Source organism: Sphingobacterium sp. InxBP1, from assembly GCF_026191775.1.
GTDB classification, from domain to species: Bacteria; Bacteroidota; Bacteroidia; order Sphingobacteriales; family Sphingobacteriaceae; genus Sphingobacterium; species Sphingobacterium thalpophilum.
Genome location: NZ_JAINDX010000042.1, coordinates 120,265 through 134,951, shown reverse-complemented (window position 1 = coordinate 134,951; position 14,687 = coordinate 120,265). Strand labels below are relative to the sequence as shown.

Sequence of the window (14,687 nt, the reverse complement as noted above, 5' to 3'; positions counted from 1 at the left end):
TAAAACACTTGACATGCCAGACTATCAGCCGATAAGACTAAAGACCATTTCTGAGTTTCATGCTTTGCGCGGTTTACCTAAACCAAAGCATCCACTGATTAGTATTGTTGATTTTGAAGATATGACAAAGCCAGCCATAGGCAAGCAGAGTTTGTTATTTGATTATTATACGATTTCCGTCAAAAGAAATATGGATCATAAATACAAGTACGGACAGCATGATTACGATTTTGATGAAGGCCTGATGTTCTTTATGGCGCCCCATCAGGTGTTGCGTGTGATAAGAGAAGAGCAGGGTAAAAATCCGTCTGGATGGATGATGATGATTCATCCAGACTTTTTTTGGAATACCACATTGGCAACATCAATTAAGAAGTACGATTTTTTTGATTATGCAGTTAACGAAGCGCTGTTCTTATCGGCAGATGAAGAAATAAAAATTCAGCAGATCATCGAAAATATCAAACAGGAGTATCAGATGAACATAGATCGTTTCAGCCACAACATTATTATTTCTCAGCTTGAGACCATGTTCAATTATGCTCAGCGCTTCTATCAGCGTCAATTTATGACCCGCCGTAAGGCGAACCACCAATTTTTAGAGAAACTGGAAAGATTGCTGAATAACTATTTTGATGGTGACCATGTCGCTCAGAATGGGCTTCCGACCGTACAGTTTATTTCCGAGAAGCTGCATATGTCGCCCAAATACATGCGTAGTCTACTCAAATCGCTGACCGGGCAAACTCCGCGACAACTGATCCACGAAAAATTAGTTGACAAAGCCAAAGAAAAACTCTCCACCACGGACCTGTCAGTCGCTCAGATCGCATATCATTTGGGTTTTGAACATTCGCAGTCTTTCAATAAACTATTTAAGGCAAAGACGGATATTTCACCACTGGAATTTCGAAAATCATTTTATCAGTAACAGCTCAGGCAGATCTTAGATAAATACGGTGTCAATGATTGTGCCGATAAGAAATATAGCTATTGTAAAGGTCATAAAACCAATAAGATAGGCAGCGAGCGCTTTTATATAATTCGTTATTTTACGTTGGTCGAAAAATTGCCCCATGGACCAAATACAGTAGCAGAAGCCGAGTATGCTTCCATATATCATGCTATTCTTCTGTGTAATTCCTTCGATCAAGGCAAAGACTGTGTATATTAGCATCGTCATGCCCATAGTGAAACATAGAAGGATGGTAATTTCAAAAATATTGTAGCCATATTTCTTAAAAAACAGTTTTGCCCAGAAAGCAATGAATATCCCCATAATGATATTTGCATAGCCATAGTGATGCTGTATCCATAGATACATGGAAGCTGTCGCAGAAGGTGTCGATTCGTAAAAACGGACATAGTTTTCCTCAATATGAAAAAAATGGGTAATGATGGAGTAGATCAACGAGGTGACAATGATAAAAATAATAGGTTTGACTAAGCGGCTTCGGTTTTCGGAAATGTAATGTCTTATATTTTTTCCTGGCGTGGTAATGAGTTCACGGATGGTATACAGGATCCCCCGTTCAAAATGAAGTACATGTTCAATCTCGTGCGTGATATAATGGGCGTCAATTCTTTTGAGTACCGCTGGTTGACCGCAGTTAGGACAGAATTTAGAAGTAACATCAGCGCCACAGTTTTTGCAATGAATCATTATAGATGTTTTATAGGTGTTAGGGTTTCAATATAGACTGTCTCTAAATTTTCGCTTATGGCTGGGTGGACATTCTACATTTTCCGCTCAAAAATAGGATAGATTGTTCTAATAAAGACTACACCGTAGTGTAGTTTTTATTTATTTTCGGAATATAAAATTTCGCTATGGATTTTAACGATTTATTTTCCCCTAAAAATACAGTTACCCAGCTATCCTTAAAGGATTTGGAACAGGCTAATCATTATATAGAACTCGTTAAGGCGTTTGCCCGTGTTACCAATAACAGTATATATATTATTGATTACCAGTTGAAATCATTTGAATTCGTTTCTGACAACCCTTTATTTCTGGCCGGTTTAAGTCCAGGTAAAGTGATGGAAATGGGTTATAGTTTTTATCAAAAATATGTCCCGTTAACGGATTTTGAGATGCTTATCAACATTAACAATGCTGGTTTCAGCTTTTACGAAACAATACCGTTGGAGGAGCGGAAGCTGTATGTCATCTCTTATGATTTTCAAATCCAGGATGCGAGCAAAAAGTACATTTTAATCAATCATAAGCTGACTCCGTTTTTTTTAACCGAAGAAGGGAAGATATGGAAAGCCATGTGTATCGTATCCTTATCTTCTAAAATATCTTCGGGGAATGTCACGATAGAGAAACTCCATTCGGATTTGATATGGCATCTGGATCTTTCGACAAATAAATGGGTAGCTCATACACGAGTTAACCTTACACAACGAGAAATAGAGATTTTACGTTATTATCACCGGGGGCTTAGTATTCACGAAACGTCTAAAAAAATATTCATTTCGATAGACACGGTAAAATTCCACCGCCGGAAGCTATTTGAAAAGTTGGGAGTGAGTAACATGAGTGAAGCTTTGGCATTCGCCTTAAACAATAGATTGCTGTAAAGACAACACGCTTAGGCAAGTATCCTATCCAAAGACAGAATTTTGAATATTACTAAAATTGTTAGTAGTTTTGAGTTATGAATCTGCTGGAAATTCACTGTCGGGGAAGAGTAATGTTTGCGCAGATTATCGTCCATGGAAGAGGCCCGGGCATGCGCGATTTCTATTTGTATCATAAAAACGGCATTGTTTATTATATCTTTCGAAAAGATCGAGGAAGCTGGCTGCTTGCGTATGGCGAGCTTGCAGATGACATAAAAGAGGCCTGTATCGATGCACTTATATTACGCTACGATCACGATGTGCCACAAATGTTCTATCATCAGGGGAAGCGTTACGTTGTGCGAGTCAGACCTAAGAAGTATAATATTTGGCATTTTTTCGTGAATGATGTTTATGCTGCAAGTGTTCAGTACGATCGTTTTAGTAAACGATTTGAATATCACTATGACGAACAAACCGTATTAACCGAGGAGCATATCCAGAAATATATCGACATGATTCAGCAAGGTAAAATCAGATGGCGACGCCGATGATAAACGAAGATACCTATTTCAAAACTATTCAAGTCAGTGAAGGATAGTTGCTCTGGTAGGTTTATAAAATCAAAAAAGACGGAATTTGTTCCGTCTTTTTTGATCAACAATTCAAATAAGCTTCTAATCGTGGCCTTCAGTTTTTACAATCTTATTGTAAATACCCAGCAGTAGAAAAGGTGCAGCCCATTGGCCGATGAACAGTGCGTCACTGTCGCGTGTTGTTTTGCAACATTTCAATGCCGCAGAAACTCCCATAGCGACAAAAGCCGCACCCAAAAATAAAACTGATGGAAGCTTTGATGTTTCTTTTTCGATACCTTTCGTAACCTTGTCCTCGTTTCCTGTTGTTAGTGCCATAATTTTTATATTTAAGTTTATTTTTGAACTGATCTCGATGGAATTTGGTTTACAAGAATTAAAAAAGGGCGGGATTGTCTAATCTAAGCGTTTCGGAATCAGAGGCGCTGGTTTGTCATACTGCAAATGTCGTGACCAGCGGTAACAGCTGATTGTTCTGAAAAAAAAATACCATTGCCAGCTAACTGTAGATTAGAGGTAATGGTATTTAGTATCTGGTAATGAGCTATCGGCAGTCGTAGAACTTTTCTGCTAGAATGGCTGTGCACGATCTTTTCAGTGATTTTTGAAGTGCTCTGCGACTACGTACCACGCTTTCTTTTTTTCTCCGCGATCAGACAACAATCCTTTTCTGTTCCAGCCTTTCTGGTAAAGAGGATGTGCTCTGCCTGGCGAGCGGAAGTCGACAAGGAGCCACGGTGTCACTCCGCGCAGATAAGATATGGATTTGAACATGTTAAACTGGCGCTTATAGATATTTGCGAGATAGTCCTCGCTCCAGCTGCTGGCGCGTTCAGGATGATTGTTGTTGCCAAAGACCGCTTCGCCGCCAAATTCCGAAAAAATAAGTGGTTTGTTGAATTTGGATATCCACTCAACTTCTTTATTCGCTTCAGGCCATTGTATATACCAGCCGAGATATTGATTGATGGCCATGACATCCATGACGCTATTCACCTCGTCTTCAATGTAAGCTTTGTTGCCCTCAAAACGCATATTGTTGAGCGCTGATGTTACTAGTCGGGTATCGTCCAGCGATTTTGTGAGATAATAAAGTGTTTTCAGTGCGCTGTCGCGCGGAGCGGAGGAGTACGTTTCATTCGAAAGGCTCCATAGGACAATAGCTGCTCTGTTTTTATCACGCGAGATCATTTCCTTAAGCATTAAGCTCATTTTTTCCTTCATCCCTTCGTTTGCAAAATCGATCCCTTGGTACACCGGAAGCTCTTCCCAAACCATCAGTCCCATTTTCTCCGCCATTTTTACCATTTTTTCGTGATGCGGGTAGTGTACTAGACGGACATAGTTACAACCCAGTTCTTTGGCCCAGTCCAGAAGCATTTTATAATCACTTTCGCTGTATGCACGAGATTGGCGCTGTGGGACCTCTTCATGGATATTAATACCTTTTAGAAAAATCGATTTGCCATTCAATAAGATATCTGTCCCATCCACTCTAATCGTTCTGAAGCCAATCTTTTCTTGTATAGTGTCTGTTTGTGCAGATACAATCACGTCGTATAGTTTAGGATTTGCTGGCGTCCACAGGCTTTTGTTTTTAAGGGGGAACCGCAGTGTTGCCATTCCATCCTCATTGGTTCTTGTTCTGAAATTGGCACCTAGTTCGGGAATGCTTATCCGGATTTCTTGTTGTTTAGTCGAGCCATCCAGTTTCACATATCCCTTGACGATATTCTCATTGTTTTGCGACAGCTGGATAAAGTAATCCTTGATATAAGTTTTAGGTGTGGAGACAAGGTCGACATCCCGCGTTATTCCGCCATAATTAAACCAGTCAAATCCGAGACCGGGGATACCGTCTTTCATACGCTGGTTGTTAACTTTTACAATCAGGCTGTTGTCCCCGTTTTTGAGCTGATCTGTTACTTCGAACTGAAACGGAGTAAATCCACCTTCATGTTCGCCGATTTTGGCTCCATTCAAATAGATTTCGGCTCTATAATTGACGGCTCCAAAGTGGAGGAAGAATCTGTTGTTTGCCGTCGTTTTTATGGAGAATGTACGTTTGTACCAGATGCTACTTTCGTAATATTTGAGATCCGGAAGCTGCGAATTAAAGTCGCCGGGAACATACAGCTGGGGGCCGCCCTCAAAAGCATATTCGACAAAATCGGAGTCGTTTGTCGGTTTTCGGTCTTTGTAGTATGCGGCCCAGTTGCCCGATCCAGCATCGAAAGGGTCGATGATAATATTCCATATACCGTTCAAACTGGTCGATTGTCGTCCCTCAATATTAGTCATTGCCGACTGTGCATGCAATAGGATTGGAAATATTTGGAACCACAATAGTATCATTTTTATCTTGTCAATAGTTTTATTCATGTGTTGGGTGTTAGTCATGTCGCTGAAAATATGTTGACATTGGGTTTGTTTTAGGTTTAAATCTGATCTAGTTTATTTTCAGAACAAGTGAAATCTGGTTTGGCTTTATCGCTGGCAGCTTTACAGAAAGATATTCATCGCTTTGTCGAAATGTCAACTTTCTATCGTATCCCAGCAGGGCCACGGATTCCACCACTATTGGTTCTATTGCCTTGTTTTTTCTTCCCAAAGATCTTATGCTAATTGCTCCATCATCCGGCCATGCCATGATGTGTGCATAAATCGAGTTGTCTTTCTGAACAAAACGAATGTCTCTGGAACTATACATCTTTTCTCTGTCTTCGTTGAATCCAGCGGCATTTAGCGGTTTTGATTCTTCCGCACTTGGCCCCTCACCGAAGATCTTCCAAGGTCTAGTGTCAAAAATTCCCTCTTTGTTCACTTGCATCCATTCGCCGATCTCATGGAGTATCTGTTCTTCTTTTTCGTCTATGCTGCCATCCCCCTTGATTGGCACATTGAGCAAGAGGTTTCCGTTTTTGCTTACAATATCAATGAGCATATGTATGACTGTCTTACTCGACTTGTAATTGTTGTTTTCGTAATCCGATCTGTTATAATGCCAGCTTCCCAGGCAGGTACAGGTCTGCCATGCTTTTTCTTGAACTTTATCTGGGACGCCACGCTCGACATCCCACACCAAGCATTCCTTTTGGGGTTCGCTGAGGATCTTTCCGAACAATACAGCGTCTAATTTTCCTTTGTTTTTCTTCGCATTGCTGTTATAGAAATGAGCAGCAATATCGAGCCCGACATTGCTTATGGGCCATAGTGGGAGCGTGGTGTCGTCGAAATACAAGAGGTCTGGCTGATAACTGTTGATCATATCCACCGTTCTGTCGTAAAAATTGTCAATATAATCTTCAGTCGGTAGGGAGGCCCCATTATGCCAATCCCATTGTGCCCAGAGTGATTTCACATCTTCGCTACCCTGGCTCAGCGGATGGTTTTGACGATACAATTCCTGCGGATCATAGCCTTCCCACCATTTACCTTTACCATCTTCTTTCGTCATATGTCCATCGTATGGTATACCTTGAAAAGACCCCGACTTATCAGCCCTTTGTGATGTTTCATACCATGTCCAGGCATGAGATGAATGAATACTGACACCAAATGGCAGCTTATTTTTTTTTGCGGCCTTCGACCATGCGGCGAGGATGTCGCGTTGGGGCCCCATATTGACCGAATTCCATTTTTGATACTTACTGTTCCATAGGTCAAAGTTATCGTGGTGGTTGCCCATCGCGAAGAAATATTGTGCGCCTGCCTTTTTGTATAGGGCGACAAGCCTTTCGGGGTTCCATTTTTCGGCCTTCCAGGTATGGATGACGTCTTTAAAACCAAATACAGAAGGATGGCCATACCGTTGCACATGTGCATTATATTGCCAGCTTCCTTCGTCATACATGCCTCGGGCATACCAGTCCCCCTGCTCGGGCTGGCATTGTGGACCCCAGTGTGCCCAGATTCCAAATTTCGCATTGCGAAACCACTCAGGCGCCTCGTACTGCGCGAGGGATTCCCAAGTTGGCTGGAATTTGCCTTGCTGTGCCTGCTCTTGCCGCTGTTGTTGGGCGTGGGCAGCGGAGGGATAGGCAAACGCCGTTATTACCAATAACATATTAAAAATTTTCTTACACATAGTTGTCATTATATTTTTTATTGTTTAAGCTGGATCAAAGGGGTTTAAGCACAGCGACATAGCCGCCACTGTTTGCCATTCGTATCGTTATTGTCGTCCCAGACTCGATTATCCGATGTTTTTTTTGGAGCTTTGTGGGGTTCTCTGTCGCGTCGTTCGCATCTGCCCAGTATTCCAGCTCGTATTTGCCAGCGGGTAGAAAATCGGTTAGTAAGTCAATCTTACGTGTGGCGTGATTATTCATGGCACCGATAAACCAGTTTTTTCCTGAACGTTTGGCTAAAGCAATATATTCTCCTGGATACCCATCGATAAAGCGAATATCATCCCACACTGTCGGGACAATCTTTAGAAAGTCACTTCCGGGCTGTCCCAACACATGCTTAGGATGATCAGAAAAAACAGTTAAGGGGCTTTCATAAATGACGAATTTAGCGAGTTCTGCACAGCGTGTATTCATTACCTGAGTAGGAGATTGATTCTTAAACCGTTCGGGAGTAACGTTGAGGAAACCACCGGGAGTGTAGTCCATCGGGCCTGCCAACATACGCGTAAAAGGCAGTGTGACGTTATGAGCAGCCGTAATGCGTTTCGAAAACTTCGCATATTCTTCGCCCAGTACACCCTCCCGTGTTATCATGTTGGGATAAGTACGTTCGATACCATCCGGTTTATATGCACCATGAAAGTTGACCATAAGCCGATGTTCAGCAGCTTTTTTGATCACTTTACGGTACCAATTTACCATATCCTGATCATCACGATCCATAAAGTCTATTTTCACGCCAGCGATACCCCATTTTTGGTATAAGGCAAAGGCTTCTTCGAATGCATTATTACGGTTGGCGTCCGTGCTGTATAGCCACAACCAGATGCGTACATTCCTTTCACGGGCATATGCGATGATTTTGGCCATATCGAGTTGTGGAGCAGGTTTGGTAATGTCGGCCTGAGCTTGGTTAAACGGGCCATACCACTGCCAGTCGATAAGCATATAGGGCCATCCCTGTGCTGCAGCAAAGTCGATGTATTGTTTGATGACAGCCATCTCCATTTTTACTTCACCGCTCCACCAGTGATCCCATGCACAAAGACCGGGCTGTATCCATGAAGGATCGTCAATGGCACATGGCGGGTTGAGCGATTGCACTATTTCAGATTCGATGAAGTGTCCGGGTTTGTCAGCTATCATCACCACACGCCAAGGGGTATATATTTTGTCTGCAAAGCGTGCTTTGATACCCTCTTCTTTTTCGCCTGGAAGCGGTGAGAGCTTGGTGGTGAGCATGACTTTCGCTGTGGTGTCTTCGGCTTCGCGACCAATGTAGCATCCTGGGAAGTTGTCTAGGTTTGCTTCAGTGATAGCCAGATAGTTATCTTTATTGATTTCGACCAGTAGTGGCAGTCCGGCTACAGTTGTCGGCTTTAATGCAGACACTGGTCGCTTATTAAATTCGCTCTCCTGACTGGAGGTATAGGAGGGTTCATACTCTGCTATCCATGCTTGGGCATGGGCGGGTACCGAAAAACCCGTCATCTCCCGACTGATGGCTCTATTGCCGATCCGCTGGCTACTATAAAGTTGATAGCGGAAGGCGATCCCATTATTATATGCTCTAAAGAAGAGATCCATTCGGCGCTTTTCGCTTCCTTTTTCTACAAGAGCGAGGTGCGCTTCATTCCACTGCATGGTAACTTGAGCATGCTTGTTTTTGACCACGGGTGCCCAGGAATCTTGCTGAAAGCTACAACGGGCATCATTTATCAAAGTAAAGCCTTTATGCATGGCCGGTTCATCCTGAAACTCAAAACCCAAGGGGGAGGGGTATATCAATGGCTGATCCTTATAAAAAACGGTATACTGAAGTTCGTTGGAAAGGTCAATATGGACAGTGATCTGTCCATCAGGTGACTGCAGGGTAATCGTTTGGGCACAGAGGCCAAACGATAAATATAGAAATATGCTGACTAAAAATGTTTTCATGAAAATTGTTTAATAGTTAGATATGGACCATGGGCTGTTATTTCTCTTGCACAATTGATACACCCCATGGTTCCAGGACTAACGTGTTACCAGATTGCACTGTCATGCCAGAAAGTAGCTCGTTGGCAGACGGATAGCTATAGGTGATTTCTTTGCGTGTTGCACTGTAATTAAAAAAATAACGCAGTTTTTTTCCCGATTTATTCGTGCCCGAACGTTCGATAATGGGGAAGATGAACTTATCTGCGGGGATGATTTTCGCTTCTATAGCGACCTTTCTTATGATGCTATCGAGCAGTTCTTGAGATGGATATGTTCCTATATAGGTCAGCATTCCCTTGCCATATTTGTTCTGGGTAATGACGGGCCATTTGCCGAAAAAGCTGTGTTCGGCATAAGCCAGTGGCTCAGCTGTCTCGGGTATCAGAAATTCATACCAGTCACTGATATGCCTGTTATTTTTCAATTGAAAAGGATTATTTTTCAGAAGCATTTCACCGATTGTCGAATATTCCTGATAATAGAAGCCGCAGGCCTTGCGCAAAGGGCCGGGGGCGAGCGACGCCCTGACTGCCGAATGCTCGTTACAATACCCGCTTTTGAACATCATCACGACATGCCCGCCATCCTTTACGAACTGGTCAACGGCTTGTAACAGCTCATCGGTGGCAACATATAGAGGCGGAATCACCAACATATCGTATCCCTTGAAATTGATAGCTTTGTCGCAGGGCAGAATGTCGGTTTCGATATTTTGGAAGTATAAAGATCTATGTACCATGTCGATTGGGTAATTGCTTTTGTAAGTATACGGCATAAAATTTAGCGCGTGGTAAGAGTCGTGGCTGTAGAGTATGGCTACCTGGTTTTTCTTTTTCAGATCTATGATCTGGTTCCCAATTTTCTTCAGCTCTTCTGAAGTCGTTTTGAACTCGTCATAGACACGATTGGGCTGCAGGTCATGTCCTAGGAGACCGCGCCAGTACGTTTCTTGCCCGTAATGTAAGGTAGCCCAGTGCCAGTATTCGACCATATTCGCGCCGGAGGCATAATGTCCATAGACATTTTGTCTCAGTTGCTTGTCGTAGGGTGGATATTGTGTGCGCGAATCCCATCCGATCCCTTGGGCGTTGGTTTCCGTTACCAGATAATTGTTGTGCGCGACAGTGCGTACAAAATCACCTGCATAGGCGATGCGCTGACCGTCCTGTTTGTCCTGTACATCGTGGTAAATATTAATGGCAGGATACTGCATCTGTCGAAAGCTTTCTACCTGGTCTATATTATGAAAATCCGGCATAAAGCAATGGGTGATAAACTGATCTTTGCGTTTGTAGGTATTGACGATATCACATTGCCAATTCAGGAAATCAGCCACCTGTTTGCGATTGTACCGTTCCCATTCGTTTTTATAGGAGGGGTTGGTGACGCCATCACGGGTATAAAATTCTTCCCAGCTGTTGATATTCATCCCCCAGTAATTCATTCCCCATTCTTTATTGAGAAGCGTAAGATCATCGTTGAAGCGTTCTTTAACGTAGTTACGGAACCCAACGAAATAATCACGGTTATTTACACCACGTGCTTCGGTCTCATTGTCTACCTGATAGCCGATTACTCCGGGGTGTTGAGCATATCTTTCCATTAGTTTGCGAATAATCCTTTCGCTGTAATATCTAAATGTGGGATTGGTAAAGTCAATATTTTGCCTGATGCCGTAGTAGGCTTTATTGCCACGGAGATGGTCGGCCATTACTTCAGGGTGTTTATGGGCTAGCCAAGCGGGAATGGAGTAGGTGGGAGTCCCTAATATCACTTTGATACCTGCCCGGTACATCTTGTCGATGATGCGGTCCATCCAATCAAATTCAAATACCCCTTCTTGCGGTTCGAACAGCCCCCATGTCGATTCCCCGACACGTACAACATTCAGGCCCGCGTTGTTCATGAGGCGGATGTCTTCGTCCAGACGTTCATATGGCATATACTCATGATAATAGGCAGCACCATAGAGCGGCTTGTCAAACCTATATTGAGCCCCGGCAGACAGGGGCGCCAAGAAAATTAGGTAAAGGAGGAAAATGTTTTTTGTTTTCATGGTTGTTGGTTTCTGCTTCTTAAATCATGTATCTGTTTACTATGCGGTGTCAGGGTTTGCCCTGACACCGCAATTGCATTGGCAGTATAGAGGCACTGCCGGTAGCGGATATACAGACCATTAATTCCGGGGATATCTATCGGGGATAGCCATCACCTGTTGTAAAAAGATAGGGTCTTTAAATGTACAAGTCGTTCGGTCGTATTGCCCCGCGCCCTGAACATCCCAAAGCATGGGGCACATGCCCCGCGAATAGATGGCTTCAGTAACTGAGACGGCGAATAACCTGACTACTTCCTGCGTCCTGTTGAGTGAAGAACAAGCATATTCGCCGATAACAACAGGTATACCTTTGTCCACACAGTTCTTTTTGAGTAGATCCATATTATCCTGGAGTTCCTTCAATTCGCTGGGTGTACCCCAAGATGGGACGCCGACGCCCCAGCCAGCATCCTCCCCATTCCCCAGTATGGCAAATAGCGGCGGGTTATAATAATGAACTGTCAATGCGAGGCGTTTAGCGGGATCATCCGGAATTTTCGTGAGCGGGTCAAACGCGTATTCCAGCCCGGTATTATAGACTTCAACCAACAGGTGGCGCTTGGCGTTGTTACCACCCGAGCGTCTTACGATATCGACAAAAAGCTGGTTCAGCTCATTGACATATCCAAATGCCTTTGCTTTTTCGGCCTGTCCACCGCGCCAGGGAGTCCATATCTCATCGTAACCGATTTCATTCATGGGCTCAAATATGAGGTGGTCACCATATTTTTCGAAACGGCCACATAGTTGCTCCCATATCGACGTGAATTTTTTCCGGGCCTCATTGTCTGTGGGTACTTTCTTTACCCATTCATTCTCATGGTGTACATTGATGATCGCTACCATTCCACAATCAAGGGTCCAGTTTAAGATGGACTCGACTCTATTCAGCAGATCTGGATGAATTCTGTAATTTTCATTGTTTATCATCATATTACTCCAGGTAACAGGTATCCGGAGCGACGAATAACCGGCCTTGGCATATCCCTCGATGATTTCCTTTGTGATGATCGGGCTGCCCCATGCTGTTTCATAGTTCGCTATACTGCTGGGGACAATCCAATCGCCAGTAGCATCGAGGGCGTTACCGAGATTTATCCCCAAACCCATTTCGTTGACCAGTTGGCCCGTACTGAAGTTTTCCCGGATCAGGAATTTACCGTAAGCAGCTGCCGGTTCTTCTGTGGGATCTGTGACTTCCTCCTTTTTAATTTCCTTGTTTGAACATGCCGGGAACATCATCAGCATAATGAGGTAATTTAATAGTGTTTTCATTGACATAGTTTTTATTATTTTGTTTGTTAGGATTATTCCGTGATTTTCGCCTCCTCATTACTGAAGGGCACAGCAGGAAGCCCTGCTTTATTGTACAGATTGACATCGGGGTTGTTGCCCCATGCATAGCGGACGTACAGCGGATTAGTAATCTGGTTCGCATATACCAGCACCTTATCACCCACGATATGTGCTTTGGCCCAAACAAATTTTTTGTCGGCTCCGGCAACAGCAAAGCCTTCGATATAGCCATATTTGTTGGTTACAGATAGCGCTCCACCAGTTGATTCAAAGGAAATAAGCAACTTATCTTCTTTTCTTTCCAGAGACTTAAATGTTGGTCCGGAGTAAAGAATATCCTTTTGGCCGTAATCCTTGGCCAGAGCAATTAGAGCAAGTCGCCGTCCTACCTCTTGCTTATTTCGTGGGTGAATATCATCAGCATCACCGATATCGATAATGACGGCCTGACCTGTGCGTGGGAGGTTGAGTGTCCTGGTTTGCGCCTCTCTCAGCTTAGCCCAGTCACTGTCTTTTGGTATGCTGTCTTTGGCCATATAGTTGGCTAATTGGACCCAATAAAAAGGAAATTCCTTGCTCCATTGCGATCGCCAATCGCGGATCAAGTTGGGAAAAAGGGTACGATAATCATCAGATTGCCCAGCATTGTTTTCTCCCTGATACCAGATGACGCCGCGAATTGTGTATGGAATGATCGGGTTGATCATCGCATTGAAAAGCAAGGAGTGATACATATTGGGCGAGGTCTCCTTATAACCAAACTGCTTATTGGTTACGGCCTCTTTGTAATACCATTCGCCATCGAGTCGAAATTTTTCACCGCCGATTTCGATATTCAGGCTGGCAGCATTTCCGTAAAATCCGCCGCCGCCACCGGTATCCGTGATTTTTACCGTGATGCTATTTTCGCCGTCTTTTAAAATATCTGTTGGAATATTATAACTTCGCTCTACGGTATATCCCGTTGTTGCGCCCACCTTTATTCCGTTGATCCAACAGATATCGTCGTCGTCGATCGTCCCAAGATGAATCGTTCCACCTTTTCCGGCAGTGCCTTTCGGAAGAGATATGTTCCGTTTGAACCATACGATGCCATCTGTCTCCTGCAGGGTAGATTCCCATAACTGTGGTACCTTCATCTTGTGCCAGGCCCAAAGCTCCGATCTGTTTGCATACCATTTCTCGATGATACCTGGGTCTTTTCGCAACGCTTGAAGATAGAGTTGTTTCTTTTGTTCATTTTCCGTTGTAAATGCCTTTAAGTCAGTTATTCCGGTTTTTGTATAGGGCTGCTTGAAATGCTGCGGCAGTTTGTTAAAGCTGCTACTACTGGTCCAAGTTTCGATACCCGTACCGCCCCATGAAGCGTTGATTATACCCACGGGTATACCGAGTTCCCGATACAGTTTTAGGGAAAAATAATAGCCTACCGCCGAAAAGTCGGCAACAGTAGACGGCGAGCATATGTCCCATGTACCCGCCAGGTTTTCCATTGGAGCATCGCTCATACTCTTTACGACATTGAATGCCCGGAGGGCTGGATAATTGGCGCGGGCAATTTCGGCCGTCGCATCATTGGAATTTTTAACCGTCCATTCCATATTGGATTGGCCTGAAGCAAGCCACACCTCTCCGATCAGGACGTTTTTTATGAGGATATGGTCTTTCTTTCCATTAATTTCCATGAGGTAGGGGCCTCCATATGGAATAGGAGCCAGAGTAAGGCTCCATTTTCCATTTTGATCCGCTTTTGCTTCCACATTTTGCTGCATGAAACGGAGACGAACTCTTTCATTTTTCTCGGCCCAACCCCATACTTTTATGGGGCTGTCCCGTTGCAAAACCATGTTGTCCCCGAATATCGCAGGAAGTTTAATTTCGGCTTTAGCTATTAACGTTTGTAGTAACAAGACGAAGAAAAACGGCATAAATTTGAATTTCATAATAAGTTGTTTATAGTGTATTATTCTTTTGTAAGCAATCCCATGCTTGAATGGTGTCTGCTGCACGTGAAAA

General features: G+C 43.6%; 11 protein-coding genes. 3 read left to right on the top strand and 8 right to left on the bottom strand.

Translation table 11 applies throughout. The annotated features are described in order from the left end of the window. Window positions 1–13: 13 nt before the first annotated feature. Window positions 14–931, top strand: a complete 918-nt coding sequence (locus tag K7A41_RS08300) for a helix-turn-helix domain-containing protein (protein ID WP_265713351.1) — start codon at window positions 14–16, stop codon at window positions 929–931. Between the two features lie 15 nt (window positions 932–946). Here the strand turns inward: K7A41_RS08300 and K7A41_RS08295 are convergent, their stop codons facing one another. Then, window positions 947–1,663 (bottom strand): DUF3667 domain-containing protein, encoded by a 717-nt coding sequence (locus K7A41_RS08295; protein WP_265713350.1) that lies wholly within the window; start codon window positions 1,661–1,663, stop codon window positions 947–949. A gap of 167 nt (window positions 1,664–1,830) precedes the next feature. Between K7A41_RS08295 and K7A41_RS08290 the strand changes: the two genes are divergently transcribed. Together K7A41_RS08290 and K7A41_RS08285 are read left to right on the top strand one after the other, a co-directional pair. Beyond that, a complete protein-coding gene (locus K7A41_RS08290) occupies window positions 1,831–2,586 on the top strand; it encodes a response regulator transcription factor (RefSeq protein ID WP_265713349.1) in 756 nt (251 codons plus the stop codon). Window positions 2,587–2,663: 77 nt separating this feature from the next. Further along, window positions 2,664–3,122: a hypothetical protein gene (locus K7A41_RS08285; protein WP_265713348.1), complete on the top strand. Its 459-nt coding sequence runs from the start codon at window positions 2,664–2,666 to the stop codon at window positions 3,120–3,122. Between the two features lie 123 nt (window positions 3,123–3,245). Here K7A41_RS08285 and K7A41_RS08280 read toward each other — a convergent pair whose 3' ends face one another. The 7 genes from K7A41_RS08280 to K7A41_RS08250 all read right to left on the bottom strand — a co-directional run bounded on the left by K7A41_RS08280 (window position 3,246) and on the right by K7A41_RS08250 (window position 14,614). After that, complete coding sequence (locus tag K7A41_RS08280; protein WP_028068811.1) at window positions 3,246–3,482, bottom strand: hypothetical protein; 237 nt, start codon at window positions 3,480–3,482, stop codon at window positions 3,246–3,248. Between the two features lie 276 nt (window positions 3,483–3,758). Beyond that, entirely contained in the window at window positions 3,759–5,546 is a 1,788-nt protein-coding gene (locus K7A41_RS08275) for a glycoside hydrolase family 2 protein (RefSeq protein WP_265713347.1), read from the bottom strand. Window positions 5,547–5,613: 67 nt separating this feature from the next. After that, window positions 5,614–7,230, bottom strand: a complete 1,617-nt coding sequence (locus tag K7A41_RS08270) for an alpha-L-fucosidase (protein ID WP_265713345.1) — start codon at window positions 7,228–7,230, stop codon at window positions 5,614–5,616. Between the two features lie 55 nt (window positions 7,231–7,285). Continuing rightward, window positions 7,286–9,235, bottom strand: a complete 1,950-nt coding sequence (locus K7A41_RS08265; protein WP_265713344.1) for a glycoside hydrolase family 97 protein — start codon at window positions 9,233–9,235, stop codon at window positions 7,286–7,288. 37 nt (window positions 9,236–9,272) lie between these two features. Continuing rightward, the gene (locus K7A41_RS08260) at window positions 9,273–11,333 is read right to left on the bottom strand and encodes a beta-galactosidase (RefSeq protein WP_265713343.1); all 2,061 of its coding nucleotides are present in this window, start codon (window positions 11,331–11,333) and stop codon (window positions 9,273–9,275) included. Between the two features lie 120 nt (window positions 11,334–11,453). Further along, window positions 11,454–12,650, bottom strand: a complete 1,197-nt coding sequence (locus K7A41_RS08255; RefSeq protein ID WP_265713342.1) for a glycoside hydrolase family 5 protein — start codon at window positions 12,648–12,650, stop codon at window positions 11,454–11,456. Between the two features lie 32 nt (window positions 12,651–12,682). Then, entirely contained in the window at window positions 12,683–14,614 is a 1,932-nt protein-coding gene (locus K7A41_RS08250) for a sialate O-acetylesterase (RefSeq protein WP_265713341.1), read from the bottom strand. Window positions 14,615–14,687: the final 73 nt, after the last annotated feature.